The sequence below is a fragment of the Candidatus Pantoea deserta genome (genome assembly GCF_003813865.1).
In the GTDB taxonomy this organism is placed as follows: Bacteria; Pseudomonadota; Gammaproteobacteria; order Enterobacterales; family Enterobacteriaceae; genus Pantoea; species Pantoea deserta.
In genome coordinates this window covers 30,877-47,587 of the sequence record NZ_RMVG01000013.1, presented here as the reverse complement: position 1 = coordinate 47,587, position 16,711 = coordinate 30,877, and the positions used below count along the sequence as shown (strand labels likewise).

At 60.0% G+C, this 16,711-nt stretch carries 20 protein-coding genes; 8 read left to right on the top strand and 12 right to left on the bottom strand.

The genetic code is table 11. From position 1 onward, the window contains the following. Nucleotides 1-6: 6 nt before the first annotated feature. The 3 genes from glgX to treZ form a co-directional block, all read right to left on the bottom strand. Entirely contained in the window at nt 7-2,082 is a 2,076-nt protein-coding gene (glgX, locus tag BBB56_RS15880; protein WP_123801912.1) for a glycogen debranching protein GlgX, read from the bottom strand. A 66-nt stretch (nt 2,083-2,148) separates the two neighbouring features. Next, the gene (gene treY / locus BBB56_RS15875) at nt 2,149-4,647 is read right to left on the bottom strand and encodes a malto-oligosyltrehalose synthase (RefSeq protein ID WP_123801911.1); all 2,499 of its coding nucleotides are present in this window, start codon (nt 4,645-4,647) and stop codon (nt 2,149-2,151) included. Beyond that, nucleotides 4,644-6,431, bottom strand: a complete 1,788-nt coding sequence (gene treZ, locus BBB56_RS15870; protein WP_123801910.1) for a malto-oligosyltrehalose trehalohydrolase — start codon at nt 6,429-6,431, stop codon at nt 4,644-4,646. Before treZ ends, treY begins: the two co-directional genes overlap by 4 nt. Before the next feature lie 359 nt (nt 6,432-6,790). Here treZ and BBB56_RS15865 point away from each other — a divergent pair, with 359 nt between their 5' ends. Together BBB56_RS15865 and BBB56_RS15860 are read left to right on the top strand one after the other, a co-directional pair. Continuing rightward, nucleotides 6,791-8,245 carry a sugar porter family MFS transporter gene (locus tag BBB56_RS15865; protein WP_123801909.1) on the top strand — a complete coding sequence of 485 codons (1,455 nt, stop codon included), beginning with the start codon at nt 6,791-6,793 and terminating at the stop codon, nt 8,243-8,245. A gap of 96 nt (nt 8,246-8,341) precedes the next feature. Then, nucleotides 8,342-8,605 carry a hypothetical protein gene (locus tag BBB56_RS15860; protein ID WP_123802001.1) on the top strand — a complete coding sequence of 88 codons (264 nt, stop codon included), beginning with the start codon at nt 8,342-8,344 and terminating at the stop codon, nt 8,603-8,605. Between the two features lie 17 nt (nt 8,606-8,622). Here BBB56_RS15860 and BBB56_RS15855 read toward each other — a convergent pair whose 3' ends face one another. Both BBB56_RS15855 and budC read right to left on the bottom strand, forming a co-directional pair. After that, nucleotides 8,623-8,910 carry a hypothetical protein gene (locus BBB56_RS15855; protein WP_123801908.1) on the bottom strand — a complete coding sequence of 96 codons (288 nt, stop codon included), beginning with the start codon at nt 8,908-8,910 and terminating at the stop codon, nt 8,623-8,625. A 15-nt stretch (nt 8,911-8,925) separates the two neighbouring features. Next, entirely contained in the window at nt 8,926-9,690 is a 765-nt protein-coding gene (budC, locus tag BBB56_RS15850; protein ID WP_123801907.1) for a meso-2,3-butanediol dehydrogenase, read from the bottom strand. A 145-nt stretch (nt 9,691-9,835) separates the two neighbouring features. Between budC and BBB56_RS15845 the strand changes: the two genes are divergently transcribed. Then, nucleotides 9,836-11,038, top strand: a complete 1,203-nt coding sequence (locus tag BBB56_RS15845) for an FAD-dependent oxidoreductase (protein ID WP_123801906.1) — start codon at nt 9,836-9,838, stop codon at nt 11,036-11,038. Nucleotides 11,039-11,103: 65 nt separating this feature from the next. Beyond that, nucleotides 11,104-12,387 (top strand): MFS transporter, encoded by a 1,284-nt coding sequence (locus BBB56_RS15840; protein WP_233593043.1) that lies wholly within the window; start codon nt 11,104-11,106, stop codon nt 12,385-12,387. Nucleotides 12,388-12,402: 15 nt separating this feature from the next. On the opposite strand, the gene BBB56_RS15835 is transcribed toward BBB56_RS15840, so the two are convergent. After that, entirely contained in the window at nt 12,403-12,753 is a 351-nt protein-coding gene (locus tag BBB56_RS15835) for a DUF3147 family protein (protein ID WP_123801904.1), read from the bottom strand. Between the two features lie 49 nt (nt 12,754-12,802). Further along, a complete protein-coding gene (locus tag BBB56_RS15830; protein WP_123801903.1) occupies nt 12,803-13,078 on the bottom strand; it encodes a metal/formaldehyde-sensitive transcriptional repressor in 276 nt (91 codons plus the stop codon). Nucleotides 13,079-13,204: 126 nt separating this feature from the next. Here BBB56_RS15830 and BBB56_RS15825 point away from each other — a divergent pair, with 126 nt between their 5' ends. Then, the gene (locus tag BBB56_RS15825) at nt 13,205-13,387 is read left to right on the top strand and encodes a DUF1289 domain-containing protein (protein ID WP_123801902.1); all 183 of its coding nucleotides are present in this window, start codon (nt 13,205-13,207) and stop codon (nt 13,385-13,387) included. A gap of 61 nt (nt 13,388-13,448) precedes the next feature. Here the strand turns inward: BBB56_RS15825 and BBB56_RS15820 are convergent, their stop codons facing one another. Together BBB56_RS15820 and BBB56_RS23505 are read right to left on the bottom strand one after the other, a co-directional pair. Further along, entirely contained in the window at nt 13,449-13,697 is a 249-nt protein-coding gene (locus tag BBB56_RS15820; RefSeq protein ID WP_123801901.1) for an ElaB/YgaM/YqjD family protein, read from the bottom strand. 82 nt (nt 13,698-13,779) lie between these two features. Further along, nucleotides 13,780-13,950, bottom strand: coding sequence for a hypothetical protein (locus BBB56_RS23505; RefSeq protein ID WP_158673940.1), 171 nt, complete (start codon nt 13,948-13,950; stop codon nt 13,780-13,782). A 348-nt stretch (nt 13,951-14,298) separates the two neighbouring features. On the opposite strand from BBB56_RS23505, the gene BBB56_RS15815 reads away from it, so the two are divergent. Continuing rightward, nucleotides 14,299-14,505 carry a DUF2767 family protein gene (locus BBB56_RS15815; RefSeq protein WP_123801900.1) on the top strand — a complete coding sequence of 69 codons (207 nt, stop codon included), beginning with the start codon at nt 14,299-14,301 and terminating at the stop codon, nt 14,503-14,505. A gap of 24 nt (nt 14,506-14,529) precedes the next feature. Here the strand turns inward: BBB56_RS15815 and BBB56_RS15810 are convergent, their stop codons facing one another. Together BBB56_RS15810 and BBB56_RS15805 are read right to left on the bottom strand one after the other, a co-directional pair. Further along, complete coding sequence (locus tag BBB56_RS15810) at nt 14,530-15,093, bottom strand: hypothetical protein (protein WP_123801899.1); 564 nt, start codon at nt 15,091-15,093, stop codon at nt 14,530-14,532. 63 nt (nt 15,094-15,156) lie between these two features. Then, a complete protein-coding gene (locus BBB56_RS15805) occupies nt 15,157-15,486 on the bottom strand; it encodes a hypothetical protein (protein ID WP_123801898.1) in 330 nt (109 codons plus the stop codon). A gap of 213 nt (nt 15,487-15,699) precedes the next feature. Here BBB56_RS15805 and BBB56_RS15800 point away from each other — a divergent pair, with 213 nt between their 5' ends. Continuing rightward, the gene (locus tag BBB56_RS15800) at nt 15,700-15,879 is read left to right on the top strand and encodes a hypothetical protein (protein WP_123801897.1); all 180 of its coding nucleotides are present in this window, start codon (nt 15,700-15,702) and stop codon (nt 15,877-15,879) included. Nucleotides 15,880-15,916: 37 nt separating this feature from the next. Here BBB56_RS15800 and BBB56_RS15795 read toward each other — a convergent pair whose 3' ends face one another. Next, nucleotides 15,917-16,273, bottom strand: a complete 357-nt coding sequence (locus BBB56_RS15795) for a DUF4186 domain-containing protein (RefSeq protein WP_123801896.1) — start codon at nt 16,271-16,273, stop codon at nt 15,917-15,919. Between the two features lie 98 nt (nt 16,274-16,371). On the opposite strand from BBB56_RS15795, the gene BBB56_RS15790 reads away from it, so the two are divergent. After that, nucleotides 16,372-16,596 carry a YgdI/YgdR family lipoprotein gene (locus BBB56_RS15790; RefSeq protein WP_123801895.1) on the top strand — a complete coding sequence of 75 codons (225 nt, stop codon included), beginning with the start codon at nt 16,372-16,374 and terminating at the stop codon, nt 16,594-16,596. Nucleotides 16,597-16,711 lie beyond the last annotated feature (115 nt).

The window sequence follows — 16,711 nt, the reverse complement described above, 5'->3', positions numbered from 1 at the left end:
ACGGACTCAGGGGCGTCGGAACAGGGCGAGACTGCGGCCTTCCAGCTCAAAATCCTTCTCTTTAGTGATGACCAGCCCGCAGTTATCATTGTCGGAGGTGGTCAGCTCCAGCACCCAGCCTCCCTCACCAAACTGCGGGATGCGGAAGGGCACCGTACCTTCAAAGGGATTAATCAGCATCAGCACGTCGTGCCAGATGCCCTCCTCAGTTTGCAGATCCGGCCGGCCGATATAGACGCCCAGCGTGGAGCCTTCTTCCCACTGCTCCGCCTGCTGGAAGCCGCCGCCGGCGTTGAACCACTTAATTTCCATCCCGTCGCGCCAGTTTTCCCGACGCAACAGCGGCTGCTCCGCGCGCAGGCGAATAATATGGCGTGTGAACTCGCGCAGCGCCTCTGCGCTTGCAGGCAGATTCTCCCAGTGCACCCAGGAGATCTCGCTGTCCTGACAGTAGCCGTTATTGTTACCCAACTGGCTGCGCCCGAACTCGTCGCCGGCCAGCAGCATTGGCGTACCGTGCGAGAAGAACAGCGTCGCGAGGAAATTACGCTTCTGGCGCTCGCGCACCGCGTTGATGCCTTCATCCTCGGTCGGGCCTTCCGCGCCATAGTTATACGAGCGGTTATCGTTGTGCCCGTCGTTGTTATCCTCGCCGTTATCCGCGTTGTGTTTCTCGTTGTACGACACCAGATCGTTTAGCGTAAAGCCGTCATGGGCGGTAATAAAGTTGACGCTCGCCCAGGGACGGCGGCCACGCTGATCGTAGAGGTCGCCAGAGCCAAGCAGGCGGGCGGCGAAATCGGTCGAGACGTTATCGCCTTTCCAGTATTCGCGCACCGTATCGCGATACTTATCGTTCCACTCGGCCCAGCCCGGCGGGAAACCGCCCACCTGATAGCCGCCGGGACCGATGTCCCACGGCTCGCCGATCAGTTTTAGCTTCGACAGCACCGGATCCTGCATCATGGCGTCGAAAAAGCCGCCGCGCTGATCAAAGCCCTCAGGCTCGCGGCCAAGAATGGTGCCCAGGTCGAAGCGGAAGCCGTCGATATGCATCGATTCGGCCCAGTAGCGCAGCGAATCCATCACCATCTGCAGCACGCGCGGATGCGACGTATTGACCGTGTTGCCGGTGCCGGTGTCGTTGATGTAATAGCGGTGCTGATCGGGCAGGGTACGGTAGTAGGAGAAGTTATCGATGCCCTTAAACGACAGCGTCGGACCCAGTTCATTGCCTTCCGCCGTATGGTTGTACACCACGTCGAGGATCACCTCGATACCGGCGTCGTGAAAGGCGCGCACCATATCGCGGAAGCCCTGAATGCCGCGCGGCCCGTAGTAGCGCGGCGCTGGCGCAAAAAAGCCGATGGAGTTGTAGCCCCAGAAATTTTTCAGTCCTTTGTCGAGCAGGTGCTGATCGTCCGGAAACCAGTGCACCGGCAGCAGCTCGACCGAGGTAATGCCCAGGCTCTTAATGTAGTCGACCGTGGCTTTATGCCCCATGCCTTCATAGGTGCCGCGCAGCGCCTCCGGCAGCGCCGGGTTAAGCTGGGTAAAGCCCTTGACATGCGTCTCGTAGATCACCGCATTCGGCCAGGGAATAACGGGACGGTTGTTGTCCTGCCAGTCAAACGCGTTCGGATCGATAACGCGGCACTTGGGCATAAAGGGCGCGCTGTCGCGGGTATCAAAGGTTAAGTCTTTATCTTCATGCAGCAGATCGTAGGCGAAATGCGCCTCGTTCCACTCAATATTGCCTGCCAGTTCGCGCGCATAGGGATCGATCAACAGCTTATTCGGATTAAAGCGGTGGCCGTTTTCCGGATCGTAAGGGCCATGAACGCGATAGCCGTACAGCGCGCCGGGCTTCAGGCCTGGCACATAACCGTGCCACACTTCATGCGTGAACTCCGGCAGATCGAGTCGGGCGATCTCGTGCTGGCCGCTCTCATCAAACAGACAAAGCTCCACGCGCTCGGCGTGGGCGGAAAAAAGCGCGAAGTTAACCCCTTCGCCATCGTAGTTAGCCCCCAGCTGATGGCCTGAACCCGCTGTAATTTCAACCTGTTTACCCTCAGACATTTATCTCTCTCCATTCAGTAAAATGCTATCCACAAACCACGCGATGAATGACATGTTTTTTTTCTGTCAGGCGCTGATCAGCACCAGCGGCGCGCCGCTGTTGAGCGCGGCCAGGCTCAGCCGGTCGGTCAGGTCACACATTTCTCCTGTGAAAAGATGGCGATAGCGGCGCTGCGCCAGCGGCTCTTTCAGCGTAATGGCGGTGCCTTCGCTGTAGCGCTGGCGGGCAAAGGCCAGGCGCGGCACCACGACAATCAGCGCGTGCTCCTCGTCAGCGCGCGCAAAGGCGACCGCATGGGAGGCTTCATTGCCGTTAACCACCAGCGGCAGATAGTCGCCGTGGCGAAACAGCGCGGGATACTGCTGGCGCAGCGGCAGCAGGGTGGCGATAACCTGCTGCTTGAGCTGCCCGCTTTGCCAGCTTTCCGGCGCGGCGAAGTCGCCGGTTACCTCCAGCATCTGCTGTAGCGCGGCAAAGTCCGGCTCAAGGCGGTTGTCCGGATCGACCAGACTAAAGTTCAGCGCTTCGCTGCCCTGATAAATATCGGGGACGCCTGGCGCGGTGAGCTTAATCACCGTCTGGCTGAGGGAATTAATCAGACCGGCGGCGATAAAGGGCAGCAGCGCCTGGTTAAAATCCGCGATAAATTCGGCGTTAGCCGGAGAGAGCAGACGACGCGCATAGTCGAGCACCGCCTGTTCATAGGCGTCATCGCCGTCGGCCCAGTTGGTGCGCAGCTTGGCCTCGCGCAGGGCTTTCTCGACAAAGCCGATAAAGCGCGGTTCTGTCGCGGCCAGATCCTCAGCGTCTGGCGCGCCGGACGCTGGCCAGACGCCCGCCAGCGCCTGATAAAGCATCCACTCCACGGCCGGTTCTGGCGCGGGACCCTCGCTGAGCGCTACCACCGCATCGCGGTTCATCTGCTGCCAGCGGGCGACGTTCTCCGCCCAGCGCTCCGGGGCTTCGGTCAGGGTATAGAGGCGCGCGCGCGCATCTTCGCCGCGCTTGGTATCGTGCGTCGAGGTGCTGCTCAGGCCGTCCGGCTGACGTTCAAGGCGCGTCTGCATCTCGTCATGAAAACGCGCCAGCGAAAAGGCGCGCGGCAGCGGCTCTGCGCCGACTTCATTGAGCGCCAGCGCCGCGTGCTGACGGAAAAACAGCGTATCTTCCACCGACTTCGCCATCAGCGGGCCGGTCAGCTGCTGGAAGCGGGTGCGGAAGGTTGCGGCATCGTGCGCCAGCTGCGGCGCCAGTTCGCCGTTAAGAATGCGCAGCAGGAAATCCAGCGCCGCAGGTTGCAGGTCTGGCGCGTCATGGCGTACCGTCTCGGCCACGCGCTGGAGCAGCGCCGCGCCTTCCTGCGGCATACCCGCCGGGGTGCCGTAGCTGCGGTAAACCGGGAAGGCGACCAGCAGCTCGCGCAGCGCGGCGCGCAGATCGCGCTCCGGCAGCGTCGCTCCAGAGGCGCTGGCCATGCCGTTCGCCAGCATCAGCAGCGTGGTAAATTCGCCCTCGAAGTTTTTATCCGCCATAAGCAGTTTGGCGGCGCGCAGCTCGGCGCGCATATCCACCGGCTCGCCGATGGCCTGATCATAAGCCTGACGCAGCGCGGCAATCTGGCGGCCGTCTACCAGCGCGTCAGAGAGCGAGGCGATAAACTCATAGCCGGTGGTGCCGGAAACCGGCCAGTCGGCCGGAAGCTGCTCGTCTGCGCCAAGAATTTTCTCTACGGTGATGTAGCACGCCGGACCCGCCTGCTGGCGCAGCTGCTCCAGATAGCCTTTGGGATCGGCCAGGCCATCGACGTGATCCACGCGCAGGCCGCTGACCGCGCCGGAATGCACCAGCTCCAGAATCAGCCGATGGCTGGCGGCGAAGACGTCCGGGTCCTCTACCCGCACGCCCGCCAGACCGGTAATTTCAAAAAAGCGGCGATAGGAGAGATCGCGCGGCGCATCGCGCCACGACATCAGCCGCCATGGCTGGCGATCGTGCAGCGCGGCGATTTGCGCCTTATCCGTCAGCGCCAGCACGTCGGCCTCCTGTCCCTGCCAGCTCTGCGGCGACAGCGGATAGAAGCTGTCGTAGTAGGCAAACGCCGGTTTGCCGCTCTCTGGATCGGCCTTAACGGCGATCTCGCCGTTTTCCAGTACAGCTTCGAAAGTATCGCCTAAGAAAGGCAGCGTCAGGCGGCGCGACCAGTCGATGTCGAAGTAGCGCGCGTAGCGACTCTGCTCGCCGTGCTCAATCACGTCGCGCCACCAGGCGTTCTCCAGCGAGGCGGCCATATGGTTCGGGACGATGTCGATAATCAGCTCAAGGCCTGCCTGCTTCAGCGTCTCGACCAGCCGGTCGAAGCCGGCGCGGCCGCCGATAGCGGGATCGATCTCATTGGCGTCGGTGACATCATAGCCGTGGGTGGAGCCGCGGGTGGCGGTGAAAATCGGCGAGGCGTAGAGGTGGCTGATGCCAAGCCGTTTGATATAGGGCACCAGCGCCGCCGCGCGGTCGAACGTCATGCCGTTGCGAAACTGGATGCGATAAGTTGAGGCTGGAATACTCATTGCGTGTCTCCCTGCGCCAGGCGCACGATAACGGCGTTTTGCGGTAAGTCGCGGCTGTTTTCCGGCCAGGCGAACAGCGTCTCGCCGGGCTGTTCAGGAAGGGGACGCGTCGTCTCGCCGAGATTAAGCGCCAGCGACAGGGTACCGGCAGGAAAACGCCAGCTCACCTGAATAAAGCCCTCCGCGCTGTGCTCTACCGTGCCGCTGTGGCCGCCTGCCGACGCCAGCAGCGGCACGATATATTGCTGACGCAGCGCCAGCAGCTTGCGCGACAGCGCCAGCCACGCGCGGCCTTCCTCGCTCTGCGGCTTCTGCCAGTCGAGCTTCGAGCGGGTAAAGGTCTCTTCGGCGTTGGGATCCGGCACGCTTTCGCCCTCATGCCCGGCATGACCGGCAAACTCCTTCGCGCGACCTTCGCGCACCGCTTTCGCCAGATCGCCGTGGAAATCGGTAAAGAAAAGGAAAGGGTGGGTTTCGCCATACTCTTCGCCCATAAACAGCAGCGGAATATGGGGCGACAGCAGCAGGGTGGCGAGCAGCACCTTATTACGCTCCGCGCCGATCAGCGAAATCAGCCGTTCGCCCAGCGCGCGGTTGCCGACCTGATCGTGGTTCTGAATAAAATCAACAAAGGCCGCAGGCGGCTGACCGCGGCTGTCGACGCCGCGCGCCTCGCCGCTGTGAGGCGATACCTCTCCCTGATAGGCAAAGCCTTCGGCCAGCACGCGCGCGACATGTTTTTCCGGATGCGGGGTAAAATCCTGGTAATAGGCGTGGGTTTCACCCGTAGCGAAAACGTGGATGGCGTTGTGAAAGTCGTCGTTCCATTCACCGCTAAACAGCGGCGTGCCGCCCTGTTCGTCGCGCGGATGAAGGAAAATCACGTTGCGGCTGTCTTCGGTGGTGAGATGAACGGGCCGATCGACGATCTCCGCGCGAATGCGTTCGGCAATCTCAATCAGCGCATGTTTCTCTGAGCTGTCTTCGATCTGATCGATGGCGTCAAAGCGCAGCCCGTCGAGGCGATACTCCTTGAGCCAGAACAGCGGCGCCTCAACGATATAGCGACGCGCGGCGTCGACGTCGTAGGCGATGCCGGCGCCCCAGGGCGTAACGCGCTCTTTATGGAAAAAGTCCGGCGACAGCAGCGGCAGGTAGTTGCCTTCCGGCCCAAAGTGGTTCAGCACAATATCCAGCACCACCGACAGGCCGTGGCCGTGGGCGGCATCGATAAAGGCTTTAAAGTCATCCGGGGTGCCATAGGCGGCGTGCGGCGCATAGAGCAGCACGCCGTCATATCCCCAGCCGCGATTGCCGCCGAACTGGGAAACCGGCAGCACCTCGATCATGGTAATGCCCAGCTCCGCGAGGTAAGGCAGCTTTTCTGTCGCCGCCTGGAAGGTGCCCTCCGGCGTAAAGGTGCCAATATGCAGCTCATACACCACGCTCTCTTCCCAGGGGCGTCCCCGCCAGTCTTGATGTTGCCAGACATAGTGCGCGGGATCGACCACCAGCGACGGGCCATTCACTTCATCTTTTTGCGCGCGCGAGGCAGGGTCCGGCACCACCGTGCCGTCGGCCAGCACAAAGTTATATTCGCTGCCGGGCGCGACCCCGGTTGAGAGCAGTTCGAACCAGCCATCTTCCGCAGGACTCATCCTCGTATCCTGACCATTAAGACGCAGGCTGACGCTGTTTTGACCGGTAGCCCAGAGACGAAAGCGAACGGCATCGCTGGCGACGTATTCAGCGCCCCAGCTTTTGGTAAATGATGCTGACTCCATTCAATGACCTCGTCTGAATCAAATGTGATCGATAAACCACACCGCGCGCTACAGGGGCGGCGATGCAGATGGCAAAAGGTGAGACGGAAACCCGTATGGAACGCCGTCGGCGGTGAGGGCTGGTCTGCCGCGCCAGCCTGCGTTTTGACCGCGACTGGCTCAGTACGACGCCATACGAAAATCAATCATAGTCCACGCTGGCAGAGTTGCCGGAGCGGCGTCGCGCGGGTCTGACGGCGTTCAGCGGGAAAATCAGGTGATCGCCGTCACAAATTAAAAAGTGCATCTATACTTGTTACTCTTGCCTGGGTTGGCGAAATTATGCGCAAATTCAGGGTGTTAAACCTCATGGAGTGAATGTGGAGCAGACTAAACCTGAAGCAACCGACAGCAGCGCACCCTCGGCAGATACCGTTCGCCAGCGACTGTTTTTTGTGGTGCTGGTCGCCACGATGGGCGCGCTGGCCTTTGGCTATGACACCGGTATTATCTCCGGCGCGCTGCCCTATATGACGCTGTCGCCCGATCAGGGCGGCCTGGATTTAACGCCGTTTACCGAAGGACTGGTCACCTCTTCGCTGATTTTCGGCGCGGCGGTGGGGGCCTTTCTCAGCGGCTATGTCTCGGACCGTTTTGGTCGCCGCATTACCCTGCGCAGTCTGGCGCTGCTGTTTGTGGCGGGCGCTATCGGCACCGCCGTCGCGCCTGACGTTGAGGTGATGGTCGCCATGCGCCTGCTGCTGGGCATTGCGGTCGGCGGCGGCTCCTCTACCGTACCGGTATTTATTGCGGAAATTGCCGGGCCGCGCCATCGCGCGCCGCTGGTCAGCCGCAACGAGCTGATGATCGTCTCCGGCCAGCTGCTGGCCTACGTGGTCAGCGCGCTGATGAGCTACCTGCTGCACGATCCGAAAATGTGGCGCTATATGCTGGCGCTGGCGATGATCCCCGGCGCGCTGCTGTTTATCGGCACCTTCTTCGTTCCCGCTTCGCCGCACTGGCTGGTGGCGGAAGGGCGCGTCAAAGAGGCGATGCGCATTATGAAGCGGCTGCGTGAAACGCCGCGCGAGGTGCGCAAAGAGATGGCGGCGATGCGCAAGCAGGCGCGCGAAGCCGAGCGCGGGCCTTCGGCCGGCGAGCTGCTGCGCGAGAAATGGGTGGTACGCCTGCTGCTGCTGGGCGCGGGCATGGGGATTGTTATCCAGTTCACCGGCGTCAACGCCTTTATGTACTATACCCCGATTATTCTGAAAACTACCGGCATGGGCACCAGCGCCTCGATTGCCGCGACCATCGGCAACGGCGTAGTGTCGGTGCTGGCGGTGATGGCCGGGATTCGCGCGGTCGGGCGTTTTGGCCGTCGCGCCATGCTGATCACCGGGCTTTGCGTGGTGATCGCCGCGCAGCTGGCGCTGGGTTCGGTGCTGGTCTTTATGCCGCAAAACATGACGCAGAGCCTGCTGGCGCTCGGCTGCATTATGCTGTTCCTGTTCTTTATGCAGATGTGCATCTCACCGGTTTACTGGCTGCTGATGTCAGAGCTGTTCCCGATGAAGGTGCGCGGCGTGCTGACCGGGGCCGCGGTGTCGTTTCAGTGGATCTGCAACGCGGCGGTGGCCTTCGCCTTCCCGCCGCTGCTGTCGGTGGCGGGCAATAGCACCTTCTTTATCTTTGCCGTGATTAACGTGGCATCGCTGGCGTTTGTCGCCACCATGCTGCCGGAAACGCGCGGCAAATCGCTGGAGCAGATCGAGACGCTGATGCGCGAGCGCTTTGGCGAAACAGAGAAGGCGACCGCGAGCGACGCCGCATAAATCAGGCTGCGGGTTATCTTGCTGATAATCCGCAGCTATCACACCAAATACTATTATCGTCTGGCTCCCCGCGTTCCGTGCGTGAATAATCCCTTTATGGCTATCTATCGAATCAAAGTGGGATTTCATAATCCCTCCGCGCTGACCTTCCGTGAGCTGGATGTGATTCTGGCTGAAGCGTCATTCCGCGCCGCGCAGTCTCAGCGCGCTGGCGTCCGTTATTTCACAGAGTATGAATATGAGTCGGAAGGCGATCTCTGTTCGGTGTGCGCGCTGGCCTACAGCCACGCCTGCAAAGTAAAGAAGTGTCCGCTGGTGCTGGTGGAGATGCAGCAGGCTGCGGCAGCGGCATCGGAGTGATGCCGCGCCTTGACGGGTTACAGCAGTTCGTCAGTCTGGATCGGCTGCGGCTGCCAGCGCTCGACCGCTTCTTTGACCTCATCCTCGCTGGGGTGGCCTTCCGTCGCCACGTTATAGCGTTTGCCGTCTACGGCGATAACGGTAACCGGCAGCGTATACTGTTGCAGCGCTTCCCGGCTGGGCGAGGTGCTGCTCTCGGTCTCCTCCGGCGCTTTGATCTCAACCTGCACCTCGACCTGGCCGGCCTCGAAGCTTTTTACCTCGCCGTGGTAGCCAGCGCCAAAAATCAGATAATCCTGGTTCATGTTTTCTCCTCGGCGTTACGCCTGTTTAGGCTGACCGTTAGAGGCGGTGAGACCGCCGTCGACCGGCAGGTTAACCCCGGTGATATAGCGCGCGTCGTCGCTGGCGATAAACAGCACGGCACTGGCGATATCCTCCGGCTGACCGGCGCGGCGCAGCGCGATACGGTCGTTGAAGCGCTCCAGCAGCGCCTTATCCTCTTTCATATCCTCGGTCAGATCGGTAAAGGTGAAACCGGGGCAGATGGCGTTAACGCGCACGCCGTCGGCGCCGTAGTCCAGCGCCAGCGAACGGGTAAAGTTGGTGACCGCGCCTTTGGCCGCGTTATAGACGCTCATGCCCCAGTCGCCGCCCAGACCAGAGACCGACGAGATATTCACCACGTTGCCTCTGGTGTTAAGCAGATCCGGCATAAAATAGTGGATGCAGTAGTAAACGCCATCCAGATCGACCTTCATCAGCTTATGCCAGTCGTCCGGCTGCACCTCGTGGATAAGGCCCTGCACCACGCTGCCCGCGTTATTGACCAGCACGTCGACGCGACCATATTTCTCTGCCACGCGATCGCGCAGCGCCTTAACCTGGTCCGCGTCCGCGACATCGCAGGGCGCGACCAGATGGTCGCCTGCCGTCAGCAGCTTAAGGGTATTTTCCAGTTTTTGCTCTGTTCTGCCGACCAGCACCACCGCAGCGCCTTCACGGGAAAACTGCTGCGCCGTCGCCTGACCAATGCCCGATCCCGCTCCGGTAACAACGACGACTTTTCCTGTAAATCTCGACATGCTCTCTCCTTAATGTGGGTAGTTGACGTTATCTTTAAGCCTGGCAGCCAGACGGGATCGTTCAAGCCAGACGGCAAAATCCCGGCAACCAGGCTGTATTTTATGGCTGACAGCTGGACTGTCTGGCGATAACTAAGGAGGCTTTATGTCTGAAACCGCTCTGTCCGTTGACTGCTGCATTGTCGGCGGCGGCCCGGCTGGCCTGATGACCGCCTATCTGCTGGCGCGTGCCGGCCTGCAGGTCGTGGTCATGGAAAAACATGGCGATTTTCTGCGCGATTTTCGCGGCGATACCATTCATCCCTCAACGCTGGAGGTGATGCATCATCTGGGGCTGCTCGACAGGCTGCTGTCGCTGCCGCATCAGCGCGCTGAAAAATTGCAGGCGGACATGGGCGGCGAACAGGTCACGATGGCGGATTTTTCGCGCCTGCCGGTGCGCTGCCGCTTTATCGCCTTTATGCCGCAGTGGGACTTCCTCAATTTCCTTGCCAGCGAGTGCGCAACCTTTCCCGGCTTCAGGCTATTAACCTCGACGGCGCTCAGCGATCTGATTGTGGAACAGGGCCAGGTATGCGGCGTGACTGCGCAGCATAACGGGGAAACGCTTAGCGTGCGCGCAAAGCTGGTGATCGGCGCGGACGGTCGGCATTCCGCCGTCAGAGAAAAAGCGGGGCTGACGGGGCGCTCGTTTGGCATGCCGCGCGACGTGATCTGGTTCCGACTGGATAAGCAGCCGGAGGATCCGGCGCTGGGCACCGGCCACAGCGGGCCGCGCAATAATTTTATCCTCATCGACCGCGGCGATTACTGGCAGTGCGGCTTTACCATTCAGAAAGGGGAGTTTGAGGCGTTGCAGCACGCCGGACTGGACGCGCTAAAACAGCGCATCGCCAGCGTAGCGCCCTTTAACGCCGAACGGCTGGAAACCATAAGCGACTGGTCGCAGATCCGGCTGCTGTCGATTCGCATCGACCGACTGACGAAGTGGATGAAGCCCGGCCTGCTGTGTATCGGCGATGCGGCGCATGCCATGTCGCCTGTCGGCGGCGTAGGGGTCAACCTGGCGATTCAGGATGCGGTGGCTGCCGCTAATTATCTTACCGTGCCGCTGCGGCGCGGCAGGGTAAGCCTGCGCGATCTGGCGCGCGTGCAGAAGCGCCGCCAGTTTCCCACCGTCGCGACCCAGTTTCTGCAAATCAAAATGAGCCGCAAAGGCTCCGCTACGGGCGGTAAAAACCCGATGCCGCGCATTCTGCGCAAATGGCCGTTTTTGCGCTTTGTCTTTGGTCGGCTGATCGGGCTGGGGTTCCGCATGGAGAAACCGCGTCGCGTTGTTGCGCGCTAAGGTCGAACGCGCGACCCAATTCTATACTTAGCTCCATTACGCGGCCCGTCATAAAGGATACGCCTGTGGAAAATCCTCAACTGCTGGCGCAGCGCCAGCGACGCGCGCTGATTGCCGGTTCGGTCGGCAATTTTATCGAGTGGTATGAGTTTGCCGTTTACGGCTTTCTCGCCACCCTGATCGCGCACAATTTTTTTCAGCTTGAGGGCGCATCGGCGCTCAGCAGCCTGATCCTGACGTACGCCTCTTTCGCTATCGCCTTCTTTTTTCGCCCGCTTGGGGCGATTATTTTTGGCCGCATCGGCGACCGTACCGGACGCAAGCCCACGCTGATTGCGGTATTGCTGCTGATGACGCTGGCGACCACGCTGATCGGCCTGGTGCCGACCCAGGCGACGCTGGGCATCGCCGCGCCGCTGATCCTGACCGGGCTGCGCATTCTGCAAGGGCTGTTCGCGGGCGGCGAATATGGCGGCGCGGTGTCGCTGATGACCGAGTTTGCGCCGCCGGGCAAGCGCGGCCTTTACGGCGCATGGCAATCTTTTACCGTGGCGCTGGGGCTGCTGGCAGGGGCAGGGGTGGTGGCGCTGCTCTCCGGGCTGTTGAGCGCCGGGGCGATGCTGAGCTGGGGCTGGCGGATTCCCTTTCTGCTGGCGCTGCCGCTGGGGCTGATTGCGCTGTGGCTGCGTCTGAGCATGGAGGAGACGCCGAGTTTTATCCGCCAGCATCAGCAGCCGCAACCGCCGCGCGCCAGCGTCAGCCAGACGGTAAAAACTATCCTGCTGGCCATCGCGCGCGTGATGCTCTGGTCGGCGGCGGGCTACACCTGTCTGGTGATCATGCCAACGTATTTGCAGTTGGCGCTGCATACCGGCTTTAATCAGGCGCTGCTGATCGCGGTGATCTCGAACCTGGGGTTTGCCGCCACCATTCTGCCCGCGGGCTGGCTCAGCGATAAAGTTGGGCGGCGGCGCGTGATGGTGACCGCCAGCCTGTTACTGCTGCTGCTGGCTTTTCCGCTGCTGAAAATATTGCAGGGCGAAACGACCTCGCTGGCGGTCAGCGCGCTGGTGGTATTTATTGCCGGCGGCATTGTCGGTCTGCTGGCGGGGCCGGGACCCGCCATGCTGGCCGAAATGTTTCCCACCCAGGTGCGCTACACCGGCCTGGGGCTGGCCTATTCGCTGTCAAACGCGCTGTTCTCCGGCTGCGCCGGGCTGATTATTACCGGACTAATGAAGCAAACCGGTAATCTGGATATTCCTGCCTGGTATGTGGTGGCGACGGCGCTGATCAGCATTCCGGCGCTGATGACGCTAGAGAAAAGCGATCGTCAGCAGCGGCTGTAGCCAGCCGCCGCGCGTCTACATCAGCGCAATGCCAAAGCGTTTTAGCAGCAATGCCCACAGCACAAATAGCGCAACGGTAATGACGCAGGAGAGGCCCAGCGTCGGCCAGAAGCCGGTGCGCTGGTACAAATAAGGAAACAGGATAAACATCGGCAGCGTGGGCACCACATACCAGAAGGTATACCAGGCATGAGCGGCGATCTTCTCCTGCGTCTGCCCCTCCAGCTTCATCCAGATCAGCACCAGCACGGTGACCAGCGGCAGCGCGGCAATCAGGCCGCCCAGGCGATCGCTGCGCCTGGCCGTTTCTGAGATCAACACCACCATAAACGCGGTAATCGCATATTTTGAGATAAGCCAGAGCATTTTTTCTCACCTGTGACTGAACCTGCCCGTCAGAGCCGTTCCAGCCTGTCTATTTAAGATAAGAGCGGATCACCGCCACGATGTCTTCCAGGTCGTCGCTGCGCTCCTGCGCCGTGGCATGGCCATTCATCAGGTGTTCGCGAATATGGCCTTCCAGTAATTCGCTCATCAGGCCGTTGACCGCGCCGCGTACCGCTGCCACCTGTTGCAAGACTTTCAGACACTCCTCGCCCGATTCCAGCGCCGTTTCCAGCGATGCCGCCTGACCTTTGATGCGCCGAACGCGGGTCAGCAAACTCTTCTGGTTTTTTTGGGTATGCGCCATAAATCCTCTCTTATTATCTATACTGGGGTATAGTATATTGAGGCGAAGCATAGAGCGCATTTTGCTGCTTTGCAAGCGACTAAAAAGCAGACTGTGGCCAGTGCAAACAGATTAAGAGGCGACGTTATGGCGGTAAAATCTCCCTGTATCGATTTATGTGTATTTGAGGGGAAAAGCGGCTGGTGCGAAGGCTGTGGGCGCACCCGCAAAGAGGCGCAGGAGTGGCGCAAGCTTACGCCTTATCGGCAGAAGGCGATCGCGCGGACGCTGGAGGGCCGTATGGCGATTTTGCGGCGACAGCCGAAATAAAGCAGAAAGGGACGGGCGTCCCTTTCAAGCCTCCCGGCATCACGCAGGGAGGCGCGCGGGATTACTTACGTCCCAGCAGGAAGCCGATTACCACGCCGACGGCGCCGGCAACGGCCAGTCCAGCCAGGGGATTTGACTGAACCTGATCTTTAATGCAGTCCGCCGCGTCGCGCGCAGCATAGGACGCCTGGTTTGTATAACGACGCGCAGCGCCGCGCACGCGATGACGCGGTGAATCGGTGGCTTCGCCCCACTGCTGCTCAGCGGCACCGGCAACTTCTTTAACGGTATCTTCGATTTTTCCTGACATAGTTCGTCTCCTTTGGGTTAGCACTCTGTAAAGCGTAGCAAAGCCCAACGGATATGCTGGATACTTACGATTTTGTTACCTTTTATCGCTGCATAACCGACGCGGAGTAACCGGCGCGCGACTCTCTGGCGCGCCCGCCGACGACTGCGCAGCGGCGCGTATCGCAGGGCTGGCGCAGGGTGAGAGCCTGGCGCGCAGGCCAGTCTGGCGTCCTTCTCAGCGCCTGGCGAAAAATCATTACCATCTGTTTCATCGGCTCCTGATGGGAAAACATGGCAGACCGGGCAGATAGCTATTCAGCCGGGTGGGCAACACACACAGGAAAATGATATTGCCGTTAACAACGACACGAGCATCAGAAGGCAGGGATGCGCTAATGCACAGAGAGCGACACACCGCTCTCTGTGGTGGCGCGCTTGCCGACACGACTGTCAGGGAGGCTGAGGCGACAGCGAGTACGTGAATATTTATCGCGGCGTTGATCGCAGGCGCGCCGCCGCAGGCCCCGGCTTTCCCTGTCGCAGGGTTTGCAGGGCCTGTTAATCATGACTACTGTTTCTGGATACGCTTTTTAACAACCGATTTCCAGACAGGAGGAGCCATGAAGCGCGATGTATTAAACGAAGATGATTATGATGAAGTCTGTCGCGTGATTGGCGATGCGGTGGTGGTGCTGGCGGAATCGGGCCACGAGACAAAACGGGAAGAGATTACCGGCCTGCTGAAGCGTGCGCGCCAGCATCGCTCTCACAGCGAGCGCGATGAACAGCGTATGCTTGAGCACGCTATTCGTCTGGTAAAACCCTGACGCCGGGGCAGCGCGCCGATCGCATTACGCCTGAGATACCCTCAGCTCCTGGCGGCAGGCGGGATACCAGCTCACCAGAAAATGCCGCAGGTGGTCGAGGCACCACTCCGCCTCGTCACGCTGCTGACAGTAGTACATCACCGTCACCTTTTCATACTCGCGTTGGCGCTGGCGCAGCGGCGACCAGCCCCAGTCGAGCACGCCGCGGGCATAGTTCAGTAGCGCATCGGTTTCCATCGCGTGCTGCGCTGCCTGTTCGCGCAGATAGCGCGCAAAGGCCTGATCCAGCGCCAGCGTCTCCTGCTGCGCCACGGCGACGTCAGGACGAAAGGCGACGTCAATAAAGCCGCATACCGCATCCGCGCGCTGCTGCCAGTCGCAGGCCAGCGTCATAAACAGCCCATCCTGTAAATTCACCTCTTCCAGCAAACGACGCAGGTTCGCCGACAGCGCCAGCACGGCAATCTCATCAATGCGCTCTGTCTGCAACGTCAGATCGATTCCGCACGGATTAAGCGAGCCGTCTTCGTTGCGCGTGGCGGGAAAGGGAAAATCAATGTAGCCGTTGTTATCCAGTCGCTTTTCCATAGGAGCTTAGCCTGCTGTCTGACAAGCCCCTGACAATAAACGATCTGGCGGCGGGACGCACGCCTAAGGACAGGTCCAGGTAATCATGGTGTCCTGATGCGGATTAATCAGGCGGAACTGCTTATCTGACAGCCGCTGCGCATAATAGCCTTCCGCAGTAACAGAAGAGGGCACATATTTGAAACGATTCAGCGAGTGGAGTGTCCCACTCTCTACGCGGACGCCGTCGCGGCTGACGGTGAAGGCGTTAACGAGGTCAAAAATTGTCGCCTGCGTCTGGCCCATAGGCTGACCGTAGATAGTGCTGACCTCGCCGGGGCAGTCTACCCCTTTGGGACCTGAGGCGCAGCCCGCGAGCAGCGTAATGATAATCAGTAAGGTGAGTCGCAACATATCCTGTACCTGCTTCTGTCCCTGAGAATGTCGTGGCGCTAATTTTGACGTATTACGTTCCGGCTATTGTGATCATAGCAGGTCTGGCGCGGCTTCCCATTTGGTATTTGATTAATAGTTAAGCTCTGCATGTGCCAGAGGGTGACTTGAGTAGCACATTAAAGGTATTCTTGCCATCTTTGCGCATAAATTTGGCGATTCAGGGGGAATGTTATGAAAGAAGAAGAAGCGAGTCTAATGATTATCCGTCATGCGATTGAGAAGCTTGAGGCGGAAAAGAAGCAACAGGTGATGGCCTGCGTGGGCGCAATTCGCGACGTCATGCAGGCATTCGATACGGAAAGCGCCTCGCTGGCGCTGATGCTGATCGCCGCAGAGGTCGCGGCAGACTAATCTTCCGTCCGGCGTGGCGACAGGCGACGCCGGACATTTACCGGTTCATTTCACCGACCAGCCAGCGATGGATCACCTCGACAATCCAGGCCTGCTCGGCTTCACTCAACGGCTGATGAGCCGCAATCCCGTGCCACTTTGCCAGACAGCCGCGACAGCAGGTTGCCGTAGCATGCTGGGCGATAAAGACCGGATGACCGCGCATCGGCGTCTGCTTGCCGTCGTTTTTCGGTTCCGCCGGCGCCAGCCGCTGCGCAACAAAATCGGCCGCGTGCCGATCAATAACCTCAGGACCTTTAGCCAGGCAATAGTCGCGCTCTTTTACGCCTAAGTGAAAACGGCGGCGAAACGGCGACTGCGCCAGACGCTGAAACAGGGCGTCTTGCCGGTTCATATACTCTCCTTTAGGAATCAATGCGTTTTCAACCTGTTCCTGGTTTCGCTTTCCCCAGGCTGTGCTAAACCTAAAGCGAACCCACACAAGGAGGACATATGAAAAAAACGCTGATGCTGGCTGGAACCTTCACTTTGGGCCTGCTGCTGGCTGGCTGCGCCAACGACCACGTTCTGCACACCACTGACGGTCGCACCATAGTGGCGCAGGGCAAGCCCAAAGTAGATGACGATACCGGTATGATCACCTACAAAGATGTCTACGGTAAAGAGCAGCAGATTAATCGCGACACTATTAAAGATATGTCCGAAGTCGGCAACTGACGACAGTTTTTGACACACTTCGACCCGCCTTGCGCGGGTCGTTGCGCTTTTTCCTGTCGTGCGATGTGGTACCCTGAAAATAGTTAATTAAATCAGAGCATCACTTTCACGGAGC

Bases quoted from the DNA above. Each gene is read 5' to 3' on its own strand.
- glgX (WP_123801912.1), bottom strand. From the start codon at position 2,082: ATGTCTGAGGGTAAACAGGTTGAAATTACAGCGGGTTCAGGCCATCAG.
- treY (WP_123801911.1), bottom strand. From the start codon at position 4,647: ATGAGTATTCCAGCCTCAACTTATCGCATCCAGTTTCGCAACGGCATG.
- treZ (WP_123801910.1), bottom strand. From the start codon at position 6,431: ATGGAGTCAGCATCATTTACCAAAAGCTGGGGCGCTGAATACGTCGCC.
- BBB56_RS15860 (WP_123802001.1), top strand. From the start codon at position 8,342: ATGGCTATCTATCGAATCAAAGTGGGATTTCATAATCCCTCCGCGCTG.
- BBB56_RS15855 (WP_123801908.1), bottom strand. From the start codon at position 8,910: ATGAACCAGGATTATCTGATTTTTGGCGCTGGCTACCACGGCGAGGTA.
- budC (WP_123801907.1), bottom strand. From the start codon at position 9,690: ATGTCGAGATTTACAGGAAAAGTCGTCGTTGTTACCGGAGCGGGATCG.
- BBB56_RS15845 (WP_123801906.1), top strand. From the start codon at position 9,836: ATGTCTGAAACCGCTCTGTCCGTTGACTGCTGCATTGTCGGCGGCGGC.
- BBB56_RS15835 (WP_123801904.1), bottom strand. From the start codon at position 12,753: ATGCTCTGGCTTATCTCAAAATATGCGATTACCGCGTTTATGGTGGTG.
- BBB56_RS15830 (WP_123801903.1), bottom strand. From the start codon at position 13,078: ATGGCGCATACCCAAAAAAACCAGAAGAGTTTGCTGACCCGCGTTCGG.
- BBB56_RS15825 (WP_123801902.1), top strand. From the start codon at position 13,205: ATGGCGGTAAAATCTCCCTGTATCGATTTATGTGTATTTGAGGGGAAA.
- BBB56_RS15820 (WP_123801901.1), bottom strand. From the start codon at position 13,697: ATGTCAGGAAAAATCGAAGATACCGTTAAAGAAGTTGCCGGTGCCGCT.
- BBB56_RS23505 (WP_158673940.1), bottom strand. From the start codon at position 13,950: ATGAAACAGATGGTAATGATTTTTCGCCAGGCGCTGAGAAGGACGCCA.
- BBB56_RS15815 (WP_123801900.1), top strand. From the start codon at position 14,299: ATGAAGCGCGATGTATTAAACGAAGATGATTATGATGAAGTCTGTCGC.
- BBB56_RS15810 (WP_123801899.1), bottom strand. From the start codon at position 15,093: ATGGAAAAGCGACTGGATAACAACGGCTACATTGATTTTCCCTTTCCC.
- BBB56_RS15805 (WP_123801898.1), bottom strand. From the start codon at position 15,486: ATGTTGCGACTCACCTTACTGATTATCATTACGCTGCTCGCGGGCTGC.
- BBB56_RS15800 (WP_123801897.1), top strand. From the start codon at position 15,700: ATGAAAGAAGAAGAAGCGAGTCTAATGATTATCCGTCATGCGATTGAG.
- BBB56_RS15795 (WP_123801896.1), bottom strand. From the start codon at position 16,273: ATGAACCGGCAAGACGCCCTGTTTCAGCGTCTGGCGCAGTCGCCGTTT.
- BBB56_RS15790 (WP_123801895.1), top strand. From the start codon at position 16,372: ATGAAAAAAACGCTGATGCTGGCTGGAACCTTCACTTTGGGCCTGCTG.